The 25,640-nt window shown below is 51.4% G+C and carries 15 protein-coding genes; 10 read left to right on the top strand and 5 right to left on the bottom strand.

The genetic code is table 11. From position 1 onward, the window contains the following. The first annotated feature begins 90 nt into the window (after positions 1-90). The 3 genes from L0M99_RS02070 (at position 91) to L0M99_RS02060 (ending at position 2,243) form a co-directional block, all read left to right on the top strand. Positions 91-1,566 carry an NCS2 family permease gene (locus tag L0M99_RS02070; protein WP_238127558.1) on the top strand — a complete coding sequence of 492 codons (1,476 nt, stop codon included), beginning with the start codon at positions 91-93 and terminating at the stop codon, positions 1,564-1,566. Between the two features lie 174 nt (positions 1,567-1,740). Then, positions 1,741-2,043: a BrnT family toxin gene (locus tag L0M99_RS02065; RefSeq protein ID WP_038109952.1), complete on the top strand. Its 303-nt coding sequence runs from the start codon at positions 1,741-1,743 to the stop codon at positions 2,041-2,043. After that, positions 2,040-2,243: a hypothetical protein gene (locus L0M99_RS02060; protein WP_238127557.1), complete on the top strand. Its 204-nt coding sequence runs from the start codon at positions 2,040-2,042 to the stop codon at positions 2,241-2,243. The genes L0M99_RS02065 and L0M99_RS02060 overlap by 4 nt, the downstream gene beginning before the upstream one ends. Before the next feature lie 43 nt (positions 2,244-2,286). On the opposite strand, the gene serC is transcribed toward L0M99_RS02060, so the two are convergent. After that, positions 2,287-3,429, bottom strand: a complete 1,143-nt coding sequence (gene serC, locus L0M99_RS02055; protein WP_238127556.1) for a phosphoserine transaminase — start codon at positions 3,427-3,429, stop codon at positions 2,287-2,289. Between the two features lie 160 nt (positions 3,430-3,589). Between serC and L0M99_RS02050 the strand changes: the two genes are divergently transcribed. Beyond that, positions 3,590-4,276, top strand: coding sequence for a metal-dependent transcriptional regulator (locus tag L0M99_RS02050; RefSeq protein WP_238127555.1), 687 nt, complete (start codon positions 3,590-3,592; stop codon positions 4,274-4,276). A gap of 267 nt (positions 4,277-4,543) precedes the next feature. After that, positions 4,544-5,278 (top strand): C40 family peptidase, encoded by a 735-nt coding sequence (locus tag L0M99_RS09895; RefSeq protein ID WP_238127554.1) that lies wholly within the window; start codon positions 4,544-4,546, stop codon positions 5,276-5,278. A 1,068-nt stretch (positions 5,279-6,346) separates the two neighbouring features. Here L0M99_RS09895 and L0M99_RS02040 read toward each other — a convergent pair. Both L0M99_RS02040 and L0M99_RS02035 read right to left on the bottom strand, forming a co-directional pair. Next, positions 6,347-7,417 carry an endonuclease domain-containing protein gene (locus tag L0M99_RS02040; protein WP_238127553.1) on the bottom strand — a complete coding sequence of 357 codons (1,071 nt, stop codon included), beginning with the start codon at positions 7,415-7,417 and terminating at the stop codon, positions 6,347-6,349. Positions 7,418-7,999: 582 nt separating this feature from the next. After that, positions 8,000-8,941 (bottom strand): Abi family protein, encoded by a 942-nt coding sequence (locus tag L0M99_RS02035; protein WP_024059296.1) that lies wholly within the window; start codon positions 8,939-8,941, stop codon positions 8,000-8,002. Between the two features lie 655 nt (positions 8,942-9,596). Here L0M99_RS02035 and L0M99_RS02030 point away from each other — a divergent pair. The 5 genes from L0M99_RS02030 (at position 9,597) to L0M99_RS02010 (ending at position 22,907) form a co-directional block, all read left to right on the top strand. Beyond that, entirely contained in the window at positions 9,597-9,800 is a 204-nt protein-coding gene (locus tag L0M99_RS02030) for a hypothetical protein (protein ID WP_238127552.1), read from the top strand. A gap of 290 nt (positions 9,801-10,090) precedes the next feature. Then, the gene (locus L0M99_RS02025; RefSeq protein ID WP_238127551.1) at positions 10,091-18,955 is read left to right on the top strand and encodes a SpaA isopeptide-forming pilin-related protein; all 8,865 of its coding nucleotides are present in this window, start codon (positions 10,091-10,093) and stop codon (positions 18,953-18,955) included. Continuing rightward, positions 18,952-20,526 (top strand): SpaH/EbpB family LPXTG-anchored major pilin, encoded by a 1,575-nt coding sequence (locus L0M99_RS02020; protein WP_238127550.1) that lies wholly within the window; start codon positions 18,952-18,954, stop codon positions 20,524-20,526. The genes L0M99_RS02025 and L0M99_RS02020 overlap by 4 nt, the downstream gene beginning before the upstream one ends. 319 nt (positions 20,527-20,845) lie before the next feature. Continuing rightward, on the top strand, positions 20,846-21,805 hold the full coding sequence (locus L0M99_RS02015; RefSeq protein WP_238127549.1) for a class C sortase: 960 nt from the start codon (positions 20,846-20,848) through the stop codon (positions 21,803-21,805). Positions 21,806-22,001: 196 nt separating this feature from the next. Then, complete coding sequence (locus tag L0M99_RS02010; RefSeq protein WP_238127548.1) at positions 22,002-22,907, top strand: universal stress protein; 906 nt, start codon at positions 22,002-22,004, stop codon at positions 22,905-22,907. A 110-nt stretch (positions 22,908-23,017) separates the two neighbouring features. Here L0M99_RS02010 and L0M99_RS02005 read toward each other — a convergent pair whose 3' ends face one another. Beyond that, positions 23,018-23,167, bottom strand: a complete 150-nt coding sequence (locus tag L0M99_RS02005) for a hypothetical protein (protein ID WP_238127547.1) — start codon at positions 23,165-23,167, stop codon at positions 23,018-23,020. Between the two features lie 16 nt (positions 23,168-23,183). Then, entirely contained in the window at positions 23,184-24,434 is a 1,251-nt protein-coding gene (locus tag L0M99_RS02000; protein WP_283217020.1) for an RNA-binding domain-containing protein, read from the bottom strand. Positions 24,435-25,640 lie beyond the last annotated feature (1,206 nt).

The following is a 25,640-nucleotide window of genomic DNA, read 5'->3' as shown; positions in this document are numbered from 1 at the left end:
TGCAGGCAGACATGCAATTAAGTTGCGCATAGCGGGCAGGATTGGAAAAACCCTGAGAATCTTCCGATAATGAGCCTGTAAGTAACTTCTATGCCCCTGGTGGCGGATTGGAAAGTTATCTTGTCTTCTCAAGATACGGCGAAAAAGCCGGATAGTTCCCTAGATCGTTTCTTTAAAATTTCGGAAAGGGGCTCTACCGTTGGGCGGGAAGTCCGCGGCGGATTGGTCACTTTCTTTGCTATGGCCTATATTTTGGTGGTTAACGCCGCGATTTTGGGTGTGGCAGCCCCCAAAGATATAAGCCAATCGTCAATCGCCGCCGGTACCGCCCTGGTTGCGTGCGTGATGACCCTGCTAATGGGGCTAGTTGCTAACTTCCCGCTGGCGGTTGCTTCCGGTATGGGACTAAACGCCGTGGTGGCTTTCACTTTGGCTAATCCAGAGGCTTTGGGGCTTAGCTATCAGGAAGCGATGGGGCTGATTTTTTGGGAGGGCGTGGCTATCACCATCCTGGTGCTGACCGGTTTTCGGGAGGCCGTGTTCAAAGCGGTTCCCGCCCAGCTAAAAACTGCGATTAGCGTGGGGATCGGGCTGTTTATCGCCTTTGTGGGCTTGATTAATGCCGGGATTATTCGTCCCGGGGGCACTCCGGTGCAGCTGGGGGTCAACGGCTCCCTCGTGGGATGGCCGGCGCTAGTGTTCTGCTTCGGTTTGATTGTGATCGTGGTGCTTTATGTTCGCAAAGTCCAAGGCGCGATTTTGATCGGGATCGTGAGCGCTACGGTTTTAGCATTTATAGTGCAAGCTTTCACCCATTTGGGTTCGCGCGCAGCTGACGAAGAAGCCGTCTCGGCCTGGGCATCTAATGTTCCGCAGCTGCAGGGATCCCCGGTTTCCCTGCCTGATCTATCTACTATCGGCGCGATTGATTTCTTTGGACCTTTCACCAATCCCCACACCACCGCGGTTGGGGTCGTCCTCTTGATTTTCTCGCTAATGCTGGCCGACTTCTTCGACACTATGGGCACTATGGTGGCTGTTGGTGCGGGTGCGAATTTGTTGGACAAGGATGGCAATCCGCCTAAGACTCGCGAAATCCTGCTGATTGACTCGCTTTCGGCTATGGCCGGTGGCCTGGGCGGGGTTTCTTCTAACACTTCGTTTGTGGAGTCTACCTCTGGGGTTGGCGAGGGTGCGCGTACCGGTTTGGCATCGGTAGTTACCGGCCTGCTGTTTGGGGTGTCTATGTTTATCGCCCCGCTAGTGGAGCTGGTACCCGCCGAAGCGGCCTCGACCGCCCTCGTGTTCGTGGGCTTCTTGATGATGGTTAATGTGCGCGATATTGAATGGACGCGCGCTGACGTAGCGATTCCGGCGTTTATGACCATTATGATGATGCCGTTTGCCTATTCGATTACGGTCGGTATCGGGTTCGGTTTCATCACCTATGTGGTGGTAAAGATGGCTTCCGGGCGGATTTCGCGGATTCACCCCCTGATGTGGGTAGTTTCCGTATTGTTCGTTATCTACTTCAGCCTCGGGCCAATCCAATCCCTGCTGTCATAGTGCAGACGGGGCAAGAGCCTTAAAAGAACAAATAGTCCGTGGGAGTGGCCGGGTGCTGCTCCCACGGACTATTTGCTTAATACACGGGCGCTAGTTCTAAAACTTGGGTAAAGACGGCGGTAACTCTCGCCAAAAACCCTGGTGAAATATGTATCTCGTATGTATGATATCCATATGGATATAGAAAGTTATCTAAGCTTCGAATGGGATGATGCCAAAGCCGCAATCAACCAAGACAAGCACGCGGTAACTTTCGAAGAAGCTGCAGAGGCTTTTGGTGATCCCTATGCTCGCATAATCGACGACCCGGATCATTCTCAAGATGAGCAGCGATTTGTGCTGATAGGGCTGAGCCTGTCGGCTCGGGTGCTTACCGTCTGTCACTGTTTACGAGGACGAGGGAGGATTATCCGCATAATCTCTGCGCGGAAAGCAACAAAAAACGAGGAACAACAATATTGGAGGTGCAGGTCATGAGGAACGAATACGATTTTAGCGAAAGCCGAGTTAATCCCTATGTGGAACGTTTACGTAAACCGGTCACTATAAATCTCGATGTCGCCAACATTGACTATTTCAAGTCAGAGGCTGCGCGTACCGGAGTTCCTTATCAAACCATTATCAATATGTATCTGACGCAGTGTCGCACTCAAGATAAACACCTGGTGTTTGCTTAGCGGACGCAGAAAGCTGTGGCAGGTGCTATAGGGCTCTAGGGCGCTAGAGGCGATCGATTACGTAATCTAGGCAGGCAGTTAGCGCCTGGGTATCGGCCACTTCCACATTGGGGAAGCAGGCCACCCGAATCTGGTTGCGCCCCAACGCGCGGTAAGGATCAATATCTACAATCCCGTTGGCCCGCAGCTGCGCAATCACCGTATCCGCATTAATATCTTTAAAATCAATCGTCACCACTACCGGGGACTGCTCCCGCGGATTCGAGATATAGGGGCAAACCTCGGGTCGGGAAGCAGCCCACTCATAAAGCACCGCCGAGGAAGCGCGGGTACGTTTTTCCATCTCCGCCAGTCCGCCCTGGGACAGCATCCATTGCACCTGGTCTTCCCATAAAATCAAGGTGGCAATTGCCGGAGTGTTTAAAGTCTGGTTCTTAACCGAGTTCTTTAGCGCCACCGAAAAATCGAGCACCGGCGGAATCCAGCGCCCCGCTCCCGGATTCTCTTTAATTTCTTGCGCTCGTTCCTGAGCGGCCGGGGAGGCCAGTGCCACCCACAGCCCGCCCTCGGCCGCGAAACATTTTTGTCCCGAGAAGTAATAAACGTCGGTCTGGGAAATATCGACCTGCACCCCGCCCGCAATCGAAGTCGCATCTACCAGGTTTAATCCTCCCGCGATCCTGTTTACCGGGCTGAGGGCGCCGGTAGAAGTCTCGTGCGCCGGATAGCAATAGGTATCGATTCCCTCTTGCCCGCCGCGCAAAATCGCAATGTCGCTCGCGGTTTCTTGCCCCTGCGCCCTCGCCGAGATACCCCCTAGCTCATTCATGGGGTCTTTTAGATGCGGAGCCCCGCTGACAGTTTCCGCAAACTTGGCCCCGAAGGAACCGAACACGGCGTGCGCGGAACGCTCTCTAATTAAAGAGGACGCGGCCACTGCCCAAAAAGTGGTGGCGCCACCGTTGCCGAGGACCACCTCGTAGCCGTCGGGAAGGGAGAACAATTCTTTTAGCCCCCCGCGCAGTGAACCTACCAGGTCTTTAACTGGGGCTTGCCGGTGCGAGGTGCCGGGCAAATCGCTGGCGGCAAGTTTCGCAAGCGCGGTTTTTCTTATTGAGCTGGGGCCAGCGCCGAATTTCTTGTTTTCAGGTAGTAAATCTGCGGGAATGCTAATGAAGTTCTCCATAGGGAAAACCTTACTCTAGGTGCATAAATCGGTGCGAATCTAGCCGCTATGGTGCTAGATAATGCTGGGGAAAGGAAAATATATCGGCTGGCGGGTTAACCTGAAGGCGGGTAATTGCGCGGTGACAGCTCCCGCGTATGGCACAGCATAAGGGGCATTAATGAGTGACCTGGTTGATACTACGGAAATGTATCTAAAAACTGTCTACGAGATGCTAGAGGACGGAGTTCCGCCTCTGCGCGCCCGCATCGTGGAACGTTTAGATCATTCAGGGCCCACTGTTTCCCAAACTGTTGCGCGTATGGAACGTGATGGTCTGCTTTATTTGGCTGATAATCGCCGGATCGAGTTCACCGAGCAGGGGGTGGAGCTAGCACGGGAAGTGGTGCGTAAACACCGTCTAGCTGAGCGTTTGTTATTGGATCTGATCGGTCTGGACTGGGTAATGGTTCACGATGAGGCTTGTCGCTGGGAACATGTAATGTCTGCCGCGGTAGAGATGCGCCTGCTAGATCTGCTGCATCACCCGTCTACCGATCCTTATGGCAATCCGATTCCCGATGGGCATGACGGGATTGAGGGGCGGGGGACTTCCATTTCTCAGATTGTGGAACAATATGGCGGTATTGTGGCTACCAAAATCGTGCGAATCGGTGAACCCATCCAAGCAGAGCCCCGGATGTTGGCGTTTTTTGATGAAGCGGCTATTTTACCTGGTAAAGAGGTGAATCTGCAGCCTGAAAATGGTCGGATTGCCGTTATGGGGGTCGACACGGAAAAAACTGTGTTACTGGACACGTCCCTGGGGCAGCATCTGTTTGTCGAAGGGGTTTTTAATAGGGATTAGGCCTATTTAATACAGGTTTTGAGCTGCGGTAATGCGGGATTTTTGGGGGTTATTTCCCGGTGTTGAGGGCGCGCGTTTTTGTGAGGCTGGCCACTTAGGTGTTCAGGCGCGACGAAATATTAAAAAACTTTCGTAACCAAAACGTGACATTCCGTTATCGAAGCATTATATTTAGTTACGACCAATCGGCCAGAGGAACTGCTTAGGTAGCTACCGAAAAGTTTTCCGGCCAAAAGCGAAATAAGCACTTTTAGGAGAGCTCTCATCGTGACTCAGAAACTTCAGGCGCGTCACCGCGCTCCGAGCCGTCCCTCTACTCCGGTTTCTCAAGCTGCGAAATCCCTATTTTCCTCCGAAAATGGCAAGCGCTTGTCGGCGCTCGCTGGTTCCGGGGTTGCGCTGACAGTAGTGGCGGCGGCCGCCGTTCCCGCCAGTGCAGATGCCACTGCGGCCAAGCAAATCGCCACCTCCGTGGATTCTGCGCAACTGGCAAAAGGCACGGTAGAGAAGCTGACCGTTAATCAAGAAGTTACTTCTGCGGTGGCGGAACCTACGCAGTCGAATGTGGCCGCGAAGGTAGGTACTGCTCCGGCTGCGGCTGCGCCTACCCAGAACACGCAGCGCTCGTCCTCAAAATCCGCCGAGACTTTTGTAGGTCGTGACCTGGGCAAAGCTGATGGCACTGCGGTAGGAATCGCGATGCAGTATCGGGGTGTGCCCTATGTTTGGGGCGGCCAGAGTCCCAGTGGTTTCGACTGCTCTGGGTTTGTGGGGTACGTGTATCGCCAGCTGGGGTATTCGCTACCTCGTTCAACCGGCGGGATTGCTGCAGCTGGAACTAAGTTGCCGCTCAGCCAAGCACAGCCCGGTGACATTTTGTGGAAATCAGGTCACGTGGCTATATATGTTGGCGGTGGGAAGATTATCCACGCTCCCAAACCGGGTGACGTTGTAAAGGTAGCGCCGATCTATTCGAACAGCTTCAAGGTTATTCGCCTGTAGCGACTGCATGCTAGTACGCTGCTGCGGAGCGCTAGTGGTAACTGCCGTTCCTGATATTTAGTGCTGACCTAGATCTATGGCTCTTATGTGAAGGTAGCGTTACGCAAAGATTGCGCCAAAATATTCTTAAGAAAGCACCGCCGATAGATTCTTAATATTTTTTGATGATTGTGACCCGAGGGATTTCCACAGATTTCTTCGGGTCACAATCTTTTTAGCTATTTCCCGGTTGCTGCTTACCTCACTTTCTCCCGTCGCCGGCGGGTCTTTCTGTCGCTGGAGGGTATTCCTGTCTCGGGAGGGTGTTTTTGCGCGTGGAGGGTGATTATGGGGCATATTTTGCCCAGTTATGTGTCTACACCTGACATTTTCACCCTCTAGAGCTGAGATCACCCTCCAGCTCTAGGCAATTCCGTTTTTGGATCCCTCGAATATTCCTCGCGCTGGCAGGTCTTACGGCCTCGGGAGGGGGTTGTGAGGCGCACGGGCATTTCGGTCTCGGGAGGTTATTTTTGCATGTGGAGGGCGCTGCTGTCGCGCATATGTCCTAGTAACGGGATACTACCCAAGATTTTTACCCTCCAGAGACAAAATTGCCCTCCGACTTTTATCAGCAGGCCTTACAGTTCGCTTTTGTTCCTCGCCTGGGAGGATATTTATGTCTCGGGAGGGTGGTTTTGTGTGTGGAGGGTGATTCTGGCGCATCTTTTGCCTGGTTATGTGTCTACACCCGACTTTTTCACCCTCCAAGGACTTAGAGGATACAGACATTTAAGTCGTAGCAAGTGAGTGGGTAGGTGCGGTTTTTGCTATTCAGTAAGGAGGGCGCACGCACTCCTTTTATTTAGGGTGGCAGGTTCGCCCTCCGCGGGCGGGGATATGCATACTAGGTGCGGATGGAAAGGTAGCAACAGGATATGGACGAAATGAGGAGGACGAGCTAAGGAGGAGTGATTAATAAGGGGAGCGATTGGTCCGTTTCATGCGTGAAACAACCACTTGCCGCGAGGATAGAAAACCGCAAAAGAAGTGTTCAGCGCAATAATGCAACCAGGGAGCTATAGGTCTCTACATATTAAATGCAGGCTTTTTCAAGCGATAAAGGGGAGGAAGTGCCACACCGTTCCAACTGGTGCCGAGCCGCTCCCACAGGAATTTGGCGAAGCCTAGCGTGTCTGCCACGTCCTCGTAGGTGAATCGGTAAATATGCCATCCGAGTTTTTGTAGCCGACTTTGACGCTGTTTTTCACCCTGGATAGCCTCGTAAGCTTTCTGAGGATCATTGCTTCGATATTTCTGCATCCCGTCGATTTCAAATGCTTTACGAATCTTCGGGAGGGCGGCATCCAGGAAATAGCTTTGAGCGGGAGAAATCTTAACTTGAAATTGAGGAATTAGCCGTTTCACCTGTGCTAACTGGGCTGCGGCATGAAATAAAGATTCTGCATAGCTTTCGAATCTGGGATCCATATTTGCGAGGATTCGCCGAGCTTGGGGCGCTCCGAGCCGTTTTCGATAGTTGTTGGCCAGGTTTGTCATTTGCGCGCGCAGTTTCGGAATCTGGTCTGCGAAAGTCTCTCGGCCGCGACGATCAAGTTCGCGCCACTGCGGAATTAGCTTTCTAGCTGCAGAATCAGCAACTGCTTGCGCGCTTCCGGCTGGGAGCCAGGCGGCACATTGCAACGTGGTCGTAGGAAGGTCGGTGATGCGCACTCGGTGACCAATAGATTTAGCAGAATCTTTGGGGAGGGTGATCTTATGGAAAATCAGGGGAGTCGGAGGTATTTGCGTGCGGACAGGACGTCCTTGGGAGGTGTCGACGTCAACCCAAGCTGGCAGCAGTTTCTTTTCAAAATGCCTAGTCGAGGTGTGTATAGGAGTATCACCTCGCAGAGATTTTAGGGACAGACCGTGCAGCAGGGCGGCGGTAACTCCGATAAACACCGGGGGAGTGTGGCATCGCGCGGCATGGGAGGCGATTTGCCCTAGCTTTACGTAGCGGATCCGCTGCCATTTGTTCGCTGATTTCAAGGGCCTGATCACGTGTCCGCGCCCGACTTTAATTAGGGAGCCGTTTGCTAGGGAGTCTTCAAGGACCCTCCGCGAAAACGCCTGGGTGCTGATGAGTTCAGGAAACATAGCTCTACCGTTTAATTCAAGTAAATTCAAGTCGATTCAGGTTGCTTCAGGTTGTTGTCGGAAACATAGATATATCGTGACAGGCATGGTTTGCCGAGCCTTTTCCTCAATAACCAGGCAAGGATATTCTCAGTTTGTTTGTACCTGGGGACTGGCGTGAGGAGGCTTGGTTTTTAGATCCCGTGGGAGGGTAATTATGTCTTGAGAGGGTGATCTTGTCCTTGGAGGGTATTTTCGCCGCGGGAGGGTGGAAAGGTGACGCGGGACGAGGCGACCGAGCGTTGCGGCTGGTTGAAAGACCCTCCAGTGACGGCATCACCCTCCGAAGGCAGATCCACCCTCCGGAGTGTAAGAAATACGGGATATCGGGCGCGATTTTCGCGTCTCGGGAGGGTCTTTGTGCTTGCAGAGGGAGGGAGAATCTACCGGAGAATACGAAACATTCATAAAACACTCTCCAACAATCCGTCCGCACCTCAATCTGCGGGAAAAACCGGTTCAGCTGAAAAGTCCGCGAGCATTACGTATACCGCCCGCGTTATCTCCTTATGCTTCTAAGTTGCTCCCTAGTAAAAAAACCACCTAGCATTCGCCAGATAATAGCTCTGGCGACATTTCCCCATATTTTTTCGGGGTAGCAATTCCCGCTGCTAGAAGTGGATTGCCGTCCAGTACCGGATCGATCCTTTCGCTCAGCCAGTTTTTAGCGATGCCAGATCGCCTCGCCACCTCGTCCAGGGCGATAAAAATCTTGTAAACCGAGTGGTCTCCAAATTTTCGGTGATGTCGCTGCGCTCTCCTGCTAATATTTGAGGGTAGTCCGGGCACATCGAGCACGGAATGGTTCCATAGTTTCGCGCAGTGAGCGACGCGGTTTCGCAGGTATACGAAAGAACGTATTTGCCCTGGTAGATAGGTGCGAGAAACTCCCATTGAATCTGCTAACGTGGCAAGGACTCCTGATTGTCCCGAGGCCTCAATTAGCCGGGAGAGGGTGCCAAACGAAAAGGCCTCTACCGCGACCCATATGGGCATATCCGTATAGTCATTGACTGAATAGCCTTTCCTGACTTCGCGAGTCTTGCGATAGTGAGCCACGAAAGTTTCCTTACTGCGGTCGAGATCTCGTAACGCATACTCTTCAACACGCGGAGCGGAGGGACTGTGGGGTTCAGTGAAACCTTTTCCAGCCGCGAATTCACCTGTTTTGCCTATGAGTTCGGCGTAAATATATGCGAAACGGGTGCGTAAAAGAACTTCTAGCGGGTGCAGAATTTCATCACAGACAAGTATTAATGCTTGTTCTGCTTCGTAAAGCTGGCGCACCCGCTCTAAGGAGCAATTGTAAGTAAAACGGTTGTCCGCGTGGGCGGCGTCGCGCTGCCAATACCGAAAATATCCAGACAGTCGATAGTAACTTACCTTTGAGAGGAACTCTTCAGCTGTGGTTACATCGTCTACCCGCATACCGCGGCTAGCTAGTAGCTTTACCTGTTCGGTATAGCTGCGCCTGGGCTTATCCATCAGTATCTCCGGGAAATATAAAGGCCCCGGTCATTTGGGCATTACCCGCGCGGGGTAAGAGGCCTGACCGGGGATCTATCGGTTTGAGTATAGGCGGTAACCGTACCGAATATCAAGGCTCGCTGTAGCATCTTTTCTCGTATACAGATTGTGTTTCCTGTTTTTTTCATTTCCCATTTTGGCGAGGTTCTGTGTTATTGGTTCTTTACACTCACATAGTTTGAGGTGTCTCGGATTTTGAGTATAGGTACGTAGCGTCGTTTTCGCTCTCGAGCGGCAGGAGCACCCTCTACGGACGTAAACACCCTCCGAAGGCAGATCCCCCCTCCGGCGGCAAGCTAGCTTTCGAGGACGGGGAGAACGGGGATGCGCAGGGGGTGGAATCGATGCGTTTGACCTTATATATAGTGCTGATTCCTTTTGCGAGGAGGGCGCGCTTGTCTCGGGAGGGTGATTTGTTTCGGGATAGTGTTTTCGCCGTGGGAGGGCGATTTTGCCTTGGGAGGGCGAAAAGGTTACGCGGGACGAGGTGACCGGGTTTTACGGCTGGTTAAAACACCCTCCAGTGACGTAATCACCCTCCGGCGACGAGAGCACCCTCCGGAGACGAAATTGAGGGGTGCTGTTGAGGAAGCTCCTAATTAGTAGTCCCTTGATGAGGGGATCGCGCGAGCGTTTGGTGCGCATGGGCAATATGGGACGCACTGACGATGTGGGGAGTGTAGGCGCTACGGGATGCACTGAAGATCTGGGGCACGCAGACAATCTGGTACGGGTAGATGCCCTGGGGTACGCAGACAATCTGACCTATATGGACAATCCGAGACGTATAGACAATCTGACAATCCGAGACGTATAGACAATCAGACAACCCGAGACACGTAGACAATCTGACAACTATAGCCAACCCGACGCCTACCGACAATCTGGAACCCATTTATAATCTGAGCTTAATAGGACGAATGTCCTCAGGCTAGAAAAAATCTAAAACAATTGTACGAACATGCAAGAAAACTTTGAATAGTTTGCAGAAATAACTCGCCCGAAGCGTTGTGAAAAAGAGATTAATTTATTATCATTGAGGAGTAATTTGTTGAGTTGAGGAATAGCTGTAACTTTCGGTGGCTGGCTCATAGTAGAGGTGTTAACGTGGCAAGTAAGGTAGTTAGCAGAAGGCTTATTGCTTCGCTGTCGGTTTTAGGGCTGTTGTTGTCAACATTGCTGGTGATCGTGCCGATGACGGCGCCCGCAGTTGAACAAACCAACGCCAGTAAAGCTACTTCTGCTACCGCGAACTCTACCGGCAACAAGTCCGCAAAGTCTTCTGCAAACACCAACCACTCCACCAGCAACACTAACCACTCCAGCGCCGCCACCGATAATAACCAGGCTAAACAGTTCAGTTTCCAGCAGACTAATGCCGGCGTTCCCCAAGCGCTGCGCGTTCCAGCTCCTATGCGCCAGGGGGTACCCCCAACTGATAACCGTTTTACTTTTAATGGAACGGAGCTTACTGGTCTGACTGATAAGGGTAAGGCCGCGCTGGAGGCTAATAAAGAACTGACCATCCCGGCGGGTACTACCAAGATTGCGGAGGGCGTGTTTTCGGGGCTGAAGCTCACGAAGGTTACGTTGCCGGATTCGGTGACCGAGGTTGCAGATCGCGCGTTTTACGATAATCAGATTACGGAACTTGAGGCGCCGGGCTTGAAGGTTATTGGTGAGGGCGCATTCCAGAAGAATAAGCTGACAGCTTTTGAGTCTTCCACGCTGACTACTATTGGTGAGGGCGCGTTCAGCGATAACGCCCTGAAAACGGTAAAGATTAAAGATGCCCCGGTGACCGCTATTCCGGCGAACACTTTCCGTGACAATCAACTGGAAACGGTGGAGCTGCCAGATACGGTAACCGAGATCGGCGCCAGCGCGTTTGCCAATAATAAGCTTAAGGGAGTCACGCTTCCTTCTAAGCTGGCAAAAGTGGGGCAGGAGGCTTTTAGTGGCAACCAGATTGAGAAGGTAAAGATTCCCGCTACTATCACTGAGTTTGGTTCGCAGGTGTTCGCGAATAACCAGCGCTGGGTGGTGTTGGAAAAGGCCGACGGGCAACAAGCGCTCCCGGACGCAGTAAGGTCCACTAAGTACGATTCCGGCTTTGGACAGGTAGTCGCAGAAGATGCAGTATCGATCACCATTAACTACATTGATGCGTATACTAATAAACCTTTACGTAGCCCCCAGGTACTACAAAGCGAGTTCACCGAACCAGACGGGGTCTATTTCGCGGGTGAAGAAAACACTATTAAAGCACCTCAGCTGGCTGGCTACGCGGTGACTCCAGATTCCCAAAAGATTACCCCGCAGGCCGGGGAGGCTAATGAGGTCACTTTTAAATACAAGAAAACCGATTTCTCGCCCAAGATCAGCGGGGAAATCGTTAAGCATATCGCTAAAGATGGCGATGGTTCCAAAGCAGCCCTGCTGGCGGGGGTGACCGCGACAGATACTGACGGGAATACCGCTTCCCTGACAGTTTCTCCCGACTCAATAGACACCAGTGTGCAAGAGGCTACCTACGATGTCTACTACACAGCTAAGGATTCTAAGGGGCGCACCAAGACCGTTAAAGGCAAAGTGGCAGTAGGTCCGGATTGGCCAGAAAAAACTATTTGTGCCGGTTGGCAGGTAAAAGATTTCAAATATCAGACCTGGACTGATTCACGAGGAAAACAGTGGAACTCTATAGCTGGCTTTAGTACTGACGGGTTAGCTAAATATAGAGCCGGTAAGGCTAAAAATAGTACAGATTGGTGCTGGCCCACTGTCGGGGACAAAGGACAACCGATCGACTCTATTGGCGAGGACGCGTTCCGGTCAACCCCTGTAACTTCAGTGCCAGATTCTTGGGGGAATATAGAATACATCGGAATGCGGGCCTTTGTAGACTCTAAACTTACTGCGGTGCCGGATTCCTGGGGCAAGGTCGAAAGAATTGAATGGTTTGCATTTCAGAATAACCAGCTAACTGCCCTTCCAAAATCTTGGGGGAATGTCTCCTACCTGGGGGACGAAGCTTTTTACAAAAATGCTATAACTGCCCTGGAAGCACCCTGGGGCAAGATTACCAACCTTCCCGATGGAGTATTTAAAGACAATAAAATAGTTTCGGTGCCGGATTCTTGGGGCGACATAACTAGTATTAAACAACTTGCATTTTCCGGGAACCAGCTTACCGCCCTTCCTGATTCTTGGGGGAAAGTAGCTTCTCTGGGCATGCGTGCGTTCTATGACAATAAACTGACTGCGTTGCCGAATTCTTGGGGGAAAATAACCTCCTTACCCACCAGTGTCTTTGAATCCAACCAGTTATTATCCTTGCCCGCTTGGGGGCAAATTACGAAAATTGGTAACGCGGCATTCGCGAATAATAGAATAACTGCGCTCCCCGACTCATGGGATGACGTTGCTAGCCTGGGTCAATCCGCATTCGAAAATAATCAAATAACTGTTTTGACTGCTCCCTGGGGCAAGATTACCTCTCTGCCCTCGCGGGTCTTTTTTAATAACCAGATAGCTTCGCTGCCAGCTTGGGGGTCAATTACCAGCATCGGGAATTCTGCATTTGAGAAAAACAAGCTAACTAAACTCCCAGATTCTTGGGAAAACGTGTCTCGGCTAGGCACGAGTAGTTTTGCTTCTAACCTGTTAACTTCTTTGCCGGATTCTTGGGGCAAGATAACCGTTATCCCCGAAAAGGCTTTCTACGATAACCAACTGGCCTCGCTGCCCGCCTGGGGATCGGTAACCACTATCGGTAAGAACTCGTTCGTGCGAAATAACCTCACGGTACTTCCGGACTCGTGGGACAGTGTAACCACCATTGAACCTTGTGCTTTTGCGGGTAAGAACATTTATAAAGATAACGCTTATCCCGATTACCGTTGTTACCCGTCTGGGGCAGATACCGGTACTAATATTAACCAGATTCAATCCCTGCCCTCTTCTTGGGGGAAGGTGAAGACTATTGGGGTTCAGGCTTTTATGGGTAACGCCCTCACCGGTCTGCCGGATTCGTGGGGTAGTGTTACTACTATTGGCGCCGAGAGTTTCAAAGATAATAAAATCACTGCTCTGACCGCTCCTTGGGATACTTTTACTCAGATTCCCCGTGGCGCGTTCTTAAACAATGAAATAGTTTCTCTGCCACCCTCTTGGGGCAAGATTACTGTAATCGGAAGGTACAGTTTCTTGGACAATCGGCTAAAGGCTTTACCCAGTTCCTGGGGTGAAGTTAGAGAAATTCACTATGGGGCTTTTGCCAATAATGAGTTGACGGCGATACCGGATTCTTGGGGCAAGATATCTATCTTAGGTGGGCGTGAGCGGGGAGCACCTATATCCAGATGGGATCCTCGTGCTACCGTTTTTGGGCATTCTACTGCTAACTCGCAGACCAAGGATATAGATAGGGAGAAAAATAAGAATAATATCACTGCTCTCCCGGATTCTCTTGGTAATCTGTACTTCATCGATCCTGATACTTTTTCCTCGAACATTCCGCGAGGAATGGTATTTACGGTTCCGGATGCTCCCTTGGTTTATGACGGTCAGCAGTATGATCGTCTAGAACATGCAGTAGAAATGTTCTCAGGCGTAGGTTGGGGTAAAGGCGGCGCGGGCTCTAATACTACCTACGGCGGTCTTAATGGGCCTATATATCTGCGACCGGAGTCTGGTAAGAACCCCAATAATGTATCTGGATACACTACTGGATATGGTAACGACGTCATTATCCTCACCGATTCCCAGGTGCGGGTACGCTACCTTGATCAGGAAACCGGTCAGCCGTTGGCACCGGAAATAAACCGCCCCATTAGCAGTAAAGAGGGCGATAGCAACCAGAATTATGTGCTAGTGCCGCCTATGATTGAAGGCTATTCGCTGCCTCCTAGCCAGACCATTAAGCTAGACGGTAACGACAAGGACATAGTTTTCCGTTACCAGAAGGCTCCAGCAGAGATGACGGGCTCGTATGCGCGTCTGGATTTGACAGGAAAAATAAACCAGCCTGGCTGGCCCGAATCCAATGAGCTAGAAGAGGAATTCGGTAATAATATGCGCGTTGACCTCACCTATGGTGGGGACGCTGGAACCTCGGTAGTTAAGGATGGGGTTATTCGGGTAACTTATGATCCTACCCGGGTAGAGGTTGCGGATTGGGATAATACTTCTAGCCAATTCTTTACCTCAGTTAAAGTAGTTGCTCCGGGAGTCCTGGAAGTTAAGCTGAAGCCGAATTACGACAGCTCTACGCGTACCAGTATTCCTATCTACTGGCGTATAAAGAAGCGGATCACCGCCTCGGACGCAGTTTTCCCGGTCAAAGCGGAATTGGTTGATACTGCCGCGGACGGGAAGCAGTATGTGCTGACCCCGCATCCAGAATCTAAACCGGGGCCGGTGAACCTTAAAGGATACTATCCGCTACCTTCTTTCACGAAGGATACAGTAGGGTGTTATCTATCCGTATGCAGGGACTACGATGACGATCCGGAAGGAGACGTCAGCACCTCTGGCAAAAACGCGGTCACCTTTACTTTCGGAGTAAAGAAATTGATGCGGAACGTGCGTGGTTACACCATCACTGACCAGTTGCCGCTATACACCAAGACCGATGGAACCCAGGCACGCGCCCAGTTCGTGGCCTCTGAAAACCCGGGGTGGGAGCTAGGCAAAGATGGGCTCACCCTCACCTACACCAATACCGAAAAACGTCTGCATACGGAGAGCTCCGGTCTAGGTAGCTTGAAGTTGCATTTCCCGGGGGCAAAGAAACAAAAACGGATTGATAACCACGCCGATTTCACCCTCACTCCCGAGGAGCAAGGTCCGAAGGAACCACTGCTTACTGGGGCGGCAGATACTAACTTCAGCTTCTATAAGCCGATGGAGACTGCACCTCCAGGGGTTCCCCTAACGAAGGTTGCTGCTGGCCCGCACTTCCGTGATGGAGCCGCGGTAATCTACGACACTAAGCAAAATCGCTCTCTTGAAATCGATTGGAATGTACTGACCAATAACATTACGGATACCCCGGTCACCCTAAATCTTAGAGACTTTGACCTTGATGACCGTCTGCAGTACACCGGTATTACCCCTGACCCGGTATTTGTGGGTGGCACCCTAGAAATTATTAGTCCCACTGGCGAACCGGATAAATATAAAGTTCTTTATTCCATGGGCATTACGGGAACTGACCGGATCGATCTGCCGGAGGATCTCACCTCCTACCAGAACATCCAGTTGCGGTGGAGCAGCGTTAAGGCTACGCAGCCAGGACAAAAAACTATTACCAAGATTCACACCAAGCTGCGTGACCCGGATAAGAACCTCTGCGAGGGGCTGAAGTGCCAAGCCGACCTCAGAAATAAGGTACAGGGCGGAAAACGTATTAAAGAGGCTCATATCAAGGTATTGCCCGAGGGCAAGAAGCTTAAAGCTCGCAAAGTCAACACTTTTGACAAGGCAACTCTCGCCGGTAAAACCGGTACCTATACCGTAGGCGCGGAGCTAGAAACCGATTACGGTGACCCCTTAACCGGTTTTGAGCTGGTAGATGTGCTACCTAGAGGGTTGGAAGTTAACCGGGTGACGCTGACTAAAACGTTTGCGGAACTGCCCGGAGCCCGTTACCAGATTCTTTCTAACTTCAATGGGACAGGACGCGTAGCGGTTCGTTTCCAAGCGGATCAGGTCACCGATCCCAGCCAGGTATACAGTGTGGGACAGCTAGAGACCACTATTACCAGGGGTGTTATCGACGGTGACATCGTTAACGAAGCGTTCGTGCATGCTCAAGGCAATGTTGAGTATCCAGAAGACAAGAGCGACAAAAACAAAGACAGATGGGCAACCACGGTGGAAAACCCGATTGCCGGTTCCGGAAAGTGGTCGAGAGCGGAAAATACTACCCGAGTCGCAGTAGGGGATGAAACCTATATCTACAAGCGGATTAAGGAACGCAAGCCAAACGCGCCCTGGGTTACCGAGATCAAGACTGTCGGGGGAGCGAAATTCGATTATCAGCTTCGCCTCGGCTACGGAACTAATCCGGAGCAAAATCCGGTGATCTATGACTTACTGCCAGTGGCAGGTACCCCTGCCCGCAGCGGTTCCACCCTGATTAACCAGTACGATCCCAGCGGGCAAATCAGCTTCGAAATGGTAGATGGTACGGCAGCTAACGGTTGGAATACCTTCTATACCTGCGATACGGGTATCGCGAAAGATAACCTAGATCGCGCCAACTGGCAGAGCGCTCCCTGCCCGGCGGTAACGGGGTTGAAATTTACTAATAACAACCCGCAGCAGCCGAGCAGCGAAGTACGGATCACGGTACCGATGATTGCTGGCCCGGTGGGTGCGAATCCGCGTTCCCAAGAGCATTTGGGCAAAAAGGCAATCAATGATTTCTGGAGTGTGCATAGTTCACACGAAGGCAAACTGGAATCTAACCCGGTGATTAACACCCTGGTGCCGCCGGCGGTAAATATCGAGCTGACCAAGTACGGATACAAAGCTGAACCATTCCAGACAGCGCAGAAGAAACTGCTCGCCGGAGCCAAATTCGGCCTCTACGATAAAGAGGGAGCGCTGCAAGCCAGCGCCATCTCTGACTCTAAAGGCCAGGTAAAGTTCACGAACGTGACTGCCACCCCGGGCTGGACGGTGCGAGAGATCGAAGCTCCCACGGGATATGCCGTTACCGATAAGGCATATATGCTGTCGGCTAGCGACTTTAATGCCACCAATTATGATTCCACTACCGGCACCTACAAGATTAAACTGCCTGATGTTACCAACATGGGCAAGTGGTATCCGCTTGAGCCGATTACTGGTACCGCCGAGTTTAAGAAAGTGGATAAGAACGGTCAGCCTTTAGCGGGTATTGAATTTACGATCACCCCGCAACCGGTGCTACAGAACGATGGCACCATGTCTGTGCCGAACTCCGCTCCGATCACGGTGCGTTCTAACGATGATGGTGACGTAAAGTTCTACAACATTCCTGCTGGTAAGTGGCGTTTAACCGAGAATCCGGGTGATCGTCACCTGCAGCCGATCGCTCCGATTGATTTCACCATCACTAGTTGTAGCCAAGCAACTTGTACCAACCTACGCGGGCTGGATCTGAAGCTGGGAGTTAATGGCCAGATCAAGAACGATAAAGGCGCGGTGTCGCTGTCGAAGTTGGGCGTGCGGGGCATGGCTGGTAAGGGCAAGGACTTTGGCGAGTGGCAGCGCGGTGATGGCGTGGTTAAGGCTGGTGCGTCTTTTAATCTTTATAAGGGTAAGGGGACTGGCGAGCTTGTTAGGTCGGTGACTACCGGGGGCGCGGCTGCTAATGTCATCTTAGATAATCTGGAGATTAATCAGGTTTATACCTTGCAAGAAACTAAGGCTCCGGATGGTTATATCAAGAATAGTGAGCCATTGTATTTCCAGGTTGGCGCGGATGGTCGGCTTTTGGATGCTGATGGTAAGGCACTGCTAGTGCAGAGTGAGTTGTTGGTTCCTAATGAGGAGTCGAAGAAAGAGTCCTCGATTGTGGTCACCAAGGTTGACCCTAAAGCCGCGGATACTGACGCGGGTGCTGACCGGTTCCTTGCTGGCGCCGAGTTTGGGTTGTTTAAACAGAACCCGGATGGTTCTTGGCCGGCCGATCCGATCAAGAAAGTAACTACTGGTGATACTGGTCAAGCAGAGTTCACCGGTCTTTCTGGCGGTATTTACCAGGTGAAAGAGCTGAAAGCCCCGGAAGGGTATTTTGTGGACCCGAATGCGCAATATGAATTCGTGGTTGATGATTATAAAGCGCAGCAGTTCACCTGGACGGCCAATAATAATCCTTCCCGCTTGCGGGTCTTCAAATATGAACCCTTGGTGAAGGCGATTGATGAGGACGCTGCCGATAAAGTGGTGTCGGGCACCCCGGGTGCGGTGAAAGTCCCTGGTAAAGTGGCGGGCACTTTCGATGTGGTGATCCCGCTGTCTGGCGCCAAGTTCACCCTCTTTGAAGAGGACGAGACTACCGAGGTCGCTAGCGGCCTTACTACCGGTGATGATGGCCTGGTAGAGCTACCTACTACGGTGAAGCTGGATCCGGATAAGATCTACAAGCTGAAAGAAATCACGGCTCCTACCGGTTACGTGGCGAAGTCTAACGCGGTATCAGTAAAGGTTTCTGATTATGCCCTGTTGGATGGGTTTACCGGTTTGATCACTATGGAGGTGCCTAACACTAAGGACACCGGCCGGATCACGGTTTCGAAGCTATCGAAAGAAACTGGTAAAGCCTTGGCGGGTGCGGAGTTCACTTTGACCAAGCCTGACGGGTCTACCCAGAAGCTGGTTACTAACGAGGTGGGTCTGGCTACCTTTACTGGTCTCGATTTCGGTAAGGAATACGCCGTGCAGGAAACCAAGGCTCCAGACGGTTACCTGGTATCGGATCAGGTCTCGAAGGTTACTTTGACCGGTGATAATCCGACAGTGACGTTTGTGCGTTATAACCAGCGCGCGGAGGTTGAGATCGAGCTTAACAAGGTCTCGGATGAGGGCGAGGCTCTGTCTGGCGTGGTGTTTGAGCTTTCCCGCGAGGGAGATAGTGGGGACACGCAGACCCTGACTACTGGGAAGGATGGCAAGGTTAAGTTTAAGGTGTTGCCTGGACAGGAGTACACCTTGCGGGAAACCCAAACGAATCGGGGTTATGCTTTGTCGCCGCAGCCGGTGAAGTTCACGGTTGATGGTAACGAGAAAGTGACCGTTTCCAGTGAAAAAGGAAATGTAAATACTGTTAGTGGCGGGAATGGATCCCTGACCGTTACTAACTACCCGGAGGGGAAGCTTCCCTTGTCGGGATATGCCGGTGCTTTAGAAGTGTTGCTTCTTGGGTGTCTGGTGTTAGGGATTGCTATTGTGTTTACTCTATTTGAAAGGAAGAGAAAGTGAGTAAGAAAAAGTTACTGGCCATGCTGACTGGCATGGTGATGGCCTTTATGGGCCTGGCAGGTGTTGGCGCCGCCAGCGCTGATACTATACTTGGTACATCTCAGCCGGAGAAAGCATCCTTGACGGTGCATAAGTATCTGGGTGCGACTACAAATTTGAAGCATGATGGTACCGCGATTGATGCTGGCGAGCTTACTGGTAAAACTCCTTTGGAGGGGGTTAATTTTAAGCTGTACAGGGTTGAGGGCGTTGACGTTTCTACTAATGATGGTTTGAAACTGGCTCAAGAAATCGCTGCGGTTCCCCTGAAGGATGATGTAGTTACCACGGGTATTACGGTTGGAGGCACCACTTATAAGTTGGCTGCTACCCCGACTACTAAGACGACAGGCGCTAATGGTGAAGCTAATTTTGCTGATGTAGAACGCGGCCTGTATGTCGTGGTTGAGGATCTAGAAGGCTCAGGCACGATTAAGGCTGCTGATAAAGAGGTTAAGAAGGACAAGATTACTCCGATTGCTCCTTTCGCAGTTACTTTGCCGATGACTAACCCTGAGGGTACGGCTTGGAATGCCGATGTGCATGTTTACCCGAAGAACCAGGAAAACACCCTGGATAAGAAGGTTGTAGACAAGGGTGTTACTACTTTGCCTGAGGGGGTTACAGGTACTGCCAATGAGTTTAAGTACGTCTTGTCTACCAAGTCTACTGGTGCTGACGCCAATGGTGACGGGAAGATGAATGCCGCTGACTTGGGTGGGGTTTACAAGATTGTTGACCAGTTGCCGGCTAATGTGGAGTATGTAAAGACTACCGCCAAGATTGCCGGGGCTGACACCACTGATTTTGATGCCACCACCACTAAAGCTGGTGATCCGGAGCGTACTACGGTTACGGTGGCTTTCAAGGGTACTGGTCTGGATACTATCGCTGCGGGTACTGATATCGAGGTTACTTTGCATGTGAAGCTGAAGAGTGTTCCGGCTGATGGTTTGACTAAGAACACCGGTCAGTTGTTCCCGAATAAGTACTCGGAAGATAACGGTAAGCCGATCACTTCTCCGGAGGTTGTCACCAAACACGGTGATATCGTGATTAAGAAGGTTGATAAAGATGGTGCCGCCTTGGCGGGTGCTGTTTTCACTGTGCACTTGGCTGATGCTGCTACTAAGAGCTGCTCTGATTTGACTAAGTTGGGGCCTGTTATCAAGACCTCGGAAGCCACTGGTGCTGATGGTTTAGTGAAGATCTCTGATTTGCAGTTGACTAACTGGATTGATGGGGAGGCTGTAGCTGAAGGCGATCAGGTTCCTTATTGTTTGGTAGAGAAAACCGCGCCGAAGGGCTATCAGCTTTTGCCGCAGGCAATTGAATTTAAGCTGACGAAAGCGGGCACGGTTGTTGATCTAAATACTGCTAAAGCAGGTGATGGTAGCTTCGTGCAGGTTACTAACTACAAGAACCCGGGTCTGCCGCTTACCGGTGCCCAGGGGATTTTGCTCGTTTCGGTTCTGGGCTTGATTCTAGTGTCTGTTGGCGTGGTGCTAACCGTTAAGCGCCGCCAGGACTAGCGTAAGTCTTGGAATACTACTAATAGAGTGATCAATAGCCCCTAAGACCAAAGAGAGGGGGCGGTGTACGTTACTGCACCGCCCCCTTCTTTGCGCCCTCATACGGGAAACGCTTTTCCCGTTATAGGTATCGGCTAATAGCGGGCAGACAGGTTAACCGGCAGGCGGGTTAACCTGTCAGGCAAGAGGGGCAAAACTGCCTAAGAATAAACGGCTCTAAGGTGGATGACGATACCCTGGGGTGGGGCAAATAAAAAGCCGGGTTATATCAGGGTAGCCAGGTGAGAAGTGTTTACAGTTTTGAGAGGAGGGAACCGGGATGCGTAAGGCTGTGATTGTTGTTTTGACGGTGCTGGGAGCATTACTTTTGCTTTATCCGGTGGTGGCTATTTTTGTTGGTAATGTGCGTATTGGGGAAATATCCAGGATGCAGGCGCAGGAAATGAAGCAGGTTTCTGTGCGTCCCGATCAATCCCAGGCATTACTTAAACAGGCGCATGAGTATAACGCTAATATTCGGGGTATCCCGATTCTTGACCCCTATTTGTATAAGATGACCAAAACCGGGTCTAAAGAGTATCAGGAATATTTAAGGACTTTGCCCGGGGATGTGATGGGCCGGCTAGTGGTGCCCTCAGCGAAAATAGATCTTCCGGTGCGGCACGGTACCGAGGATGACGCGATTGCTCGTGGTGCGGGGCATCTTTTTGGTACCGGTCTTCCGGTTGGGGGTAAAGGAGTTAACGCGGTACTTACTGCTCATTCGGGAATGAGGACTGCTAGTTTGTTTGATGGCTTGCAGGACGTCAAGGTCGGCGATATTGCTTATGTGCAGGTGGCGGGGAAGAAACTGGCTTATAAAGTCCGTGCTATCCACGTGATTAAACCCACCCAGTTAGAGTTGTTCGAGCCTAAAGCTGGTAAGGATATTTTGACCTTGTTTACTTGTACTCCTTACGGTTTGAACACGCACCGGCTGGTAGTGACCGCTGAGCGTATCGCTCTTAAGGAAGCGCCCCCGATGAACGAAGATGGCCCTACCTGGTGGGATGCGTTGCGTTGGTGGATGATCCTCCCGATCATTATCTCGGCTATAGGAGGCGTTATAGTAGCTCGCTACCTGCGAAAAGACCGTAAAAAACGCGATGAAGAAACCACTCCAGACCAGACAGATACTCCCACGCAAATCGGCAGGTTAACCCGCACGCAAAGAGCGAAAAAATTTAAAGGCTCAGCAAAACGCAAACGAGCACGCCATACAGCGCGACCGCGTAAATAATCGCGCACCCTCAAAACCCCTGAAACCAGCGCAAAAACCAGCCAAGCGCACCCTCAAAAAAAATAAAAAAGCTCCACCGAAAGCTGTCCCTTTCCATCCCCTTCCCGCGACCAGGGTTCATTTCAGAGCAAACCCGCCCTCCGGCCTATAAAATAGAAATAAGCAGGCAAGGGCGCAGCAGAAGGGGGACGCAGACATGTCGGGAACAGAAACTATCTTAGTGGGGGTTGACGGCTCCCCAGAGTCCCTAGAGGCCGCGGAATGGGCGGGCGCGCGCGCTAAGCAAAGCGGCGGGAAACTGCAAGTATTATGTGCCTATGCGCTGCCCTCTTATACGGCAGCGTCCATGGATTCCGGATTCGCGGTAGTAGACAATGATGCGATTCGCGAAAGCGCGCAAACCGTAGTAGACGAAGCTGTAGCGCACCTTAAAAAACGCGGCTACCAGGCCGAAGGGCGGGTGGAAGCCGGAGACCCCACCGCGATTTTGGTGCAACTGTCGCAGCAAGTCGATTTGATTGTGGTCGGCACCCGCGGAGGCGGCGGGTTCACTGACCGGTTGTTGGGGGCAACCTCCTCGGCTTTGCCGGCCTACTCTCGATGTCCAGTCGTGGTAGTGCCTCGGCGGAAAACGGATGACCAATTCGTGCCGGTAAAGAAAATCGTGATCGGATTTGACGGTTCCACGCGTTCTCGCAAATCCCTGCGCCGCTCCATCAAAGAAGCCCAAGTATGGGGCGCGGAACTGACTGCCGTGGATGCGGTTCCCCTGGCATCATCCGCCGGGATCCTTTCCTGGTTGCCGGCCACGGTCGATCGTGACAGCATCTTGCGGGATGTGCGTGACGGGCTTAAACAAACCTGTAAGGAAGAAACCGCTGATAGTGGAGTGAAAGTACATTCTCATGCTTTGGATGGGAACCCGGCGGCGTTGCTGACAGAGTTTTCCACCGCCGTTGACCTGGTGGTGGTAGGTACTCGCGGAGGCGGCGGTTTCACAGGGGCACTAATGGGTTCCACCTCGCAATCCGTGCTGGCTCATGCGGCCTGCCCAGTGCTGGTAGTACCCACTGGCGAACGTGAATCTGCCGCCAAAAACTAAACGGTTACCGCGCAAATGCAACGCAAATGGGTTCGTTGCATTTGCGTTGCAACCCTAATTTTTGCGTTGCACTTTTCGTTGCAACGCAAAACGGTGCGCTTTTTCTATTGCTAATCTCTGTCCGTCGAGGTTCCGGTATCTGGGGTGCAGTCCAGAAGAAGGGCAGGGGAGTAATACTGTCGGTTGCTGAACGTGCCTTTGACTGCGCCCTCATCCGCGTCCTTGTCTGCGGTTCGCACGAATTCTTGCAGCGCCCTCATCCACACAACGTTTCGGCTAAAGACGCGAGTAACGCCGGGCTCTGCTTTCCCCATGAGCTAGGACTAACTGCTTGCTTACCAGGGAATTTAGTAGGCGAAGGGTTTTGGTTTTTTCGAATCCCGAGCTGATATCAAGCTCGGAGCGCGAATATCTTCTGCCTCGCGCCATGGAATTTAAAAGCATCTTTTCCTGCGAGTTCAGCTGCTGACGCGAACCGATAAAAGGCAAAGTAATCGTGATGGAGTTGTCCAGAACCTCAAATTTCGGAATCTCTGTTTGGCCACGATAAGACTCTCGAATGCGCAGAATACCGGTGCCGAACTTTTCAATAAGTCCCAGACGGAAGAAGACCTCTGCCAGGATTGGATTTCTGAGAACTGATACTCGTCCTCGTAAATATTCTGCTTCGGAAAGCCCAGTGGGAAGTCCTCCTGGAGAGTAAACCTCCACGCAGTCAGGGAAAATGCTGACCCGTAAGCGCGAATTAATATCCCAAGTTCGATGAACCAGACCGTTAGCGATCGCCTCTCGGAAAGCTTCGCGCGGCACCAGCTCTTTGGTGGTTCTGGTTGCGCCCTCAATCTCCTCAAGACGCAGGTAGCGGTCGAAAACCTCCATCGCGGTGTCCAGCTGCTTCAAAACAGAAACCTGTTCAACAGTGGTGCGATCCAGTATTTCATTAATAGAGGCTCCAAACTTGATGACATCGATTCCGGGATAGCTATTCTTATCGGCCAATAGGGCGGCGGCACGGTTGAAACCATTCGGTCCGATTAACCCCAAGGTCTTGAGCACATCGGTGCTGGTATCCGAAATATCTAGCTGGTCGCGAAGAGCTGCGGATAAAGTTTTAAACTGAAGATTTTTCTCGGGGGAGTCAAGTTCTTCGAAGGAGAGGTTTTCTCCCTCCAATACCAAGCGGCTGAGTTCAACTCTATCCACTTCGACAGTGGAGCTGTCACTCCTGCGGTAGGCTTTCCCATTGTAAAGATAGGGTTTGTTAGAGCCTTCCTGCACGTGAAGACAGATGGTTTTGTCGTCCTGATTTATTTGGATAGAGAATCTGGGGCGTGGGGTAATGCAGTCGTTAATGCGATTTTCGATTGCCAGGCACGTTTCTTCTAGGTGGTCTAGGCCAACCGCGTTTCCCGCATCATCGATTCCAAACAGTATTTCCCCGTCATGAAAGTTCGCGTAGGCGCTTACAGTCTTGAGAAATGTGTTGCTCACTTTGGACTTGAACTCCAAGAACGCGGATTCTCTCATCGTTGACTCCCCTTTTTGCAGCTTATTGTAGCGCTAGGGCAACGCAAATGCAACGCAAATGGTTTCGTTGTATTTGCGTTGCAAGGTTTTATTTTGCGTTGCACTTTTCGTTGCAACGCAATACGAAGAATCTTTTCGAGTTTTGTTCTCCTCTTGCCGTTCTTCACGAGCTTCTGTTCGCGTACACCACAAACTGGTCGATCACAAGCACTCTTCACGTAATATGCTCCCAAAGCGAATTTAAAGAGTTATAGCCCCTGATCAGAGCCCCAAAATAACGATTTTATACGCGCACTTGAGGTATTAAATCTGTATTTTTACGAATCAAAATGAGTTTTCTGGCTCCGTCGTTGTTGATTCCTGAGACTCTACTGTCTGCCTCAAGCTTTATCGTCCTGACGCTTACCTGCTTCACCTGTGGAGATTCTTCTTTCTTTGGTTTATAGGTGTGGCAGCCCCCTAGTGAACGTGCAGGCAATTAAAAGTGTATATGAAATACGGCACAAGTTAGCTGTGTGTCGCGATAGTGGTTTTGCGGGACTTTTATGGGGCGCGAATGTCGCCCCGACGCCCAAAATGTGCTGTTTTATGCTTGAAAGCATTTAAAAATGCCAATTTCGCGATAAACGTTACAAAAGAATAGTTAGTTATATTTAAAAATAAACGAAATTGCACGTTTAATTTAACGAATTTTCCTGTCGCATTTCTAATTTCAATTTCGATGAATTACGCAACAAAGTTATCCACAGGATGTCGCCAAATATGCCGCTGTTATCGCTCCGAGACGGTTCATCAAATCTGGATTAAGTTCAGATAAATGTTTTCTTATTGCCGTTTTTTAAGCGCCCCGTACTCTCGTCTCTTCAACGCCGCGCAGGATCTGCAACTGACTGTCCAACAATTCACTCTGGAGGGTGGAAGCGTCCTAGGAGGGTGGAAATGTCGCGGGAGGGCGTTATTGTCGCGGGAGGGTGGAACTGTCTGCGTTGTGCCTGTAGTGGCTTGTGGGGGTGTGCAGAATCGCCCTCCACAGACAAAATTGCCCTCCCGACACAAAAGCACCCTCCGGTGCGGGTAAGGCGACAAAATTGCCCTCCCGTTCCGCTTAAGGTGTGGGGAGCAAGTCCAGGGTAAGCAGCTGCTGTGTCGGGCTGGCGAAGGTGACCCTAGATAAATACAAAATATAAAAAACCATTCCATTTGTAG

The sequence above is a fragment of the Varibaculum cambriense genome, from assembly GCF_022133705.1.
GTDB classification, from domain to species: Bacteria; Actinomycetota; Actinomycetes; order Actinomycetales; family Actinomycetaceae; genus Varibaculum; species Varibaculum cambriense_A.
This window is presented reverse-complemented; position numbering and strand designations above follow the sequence as displayed.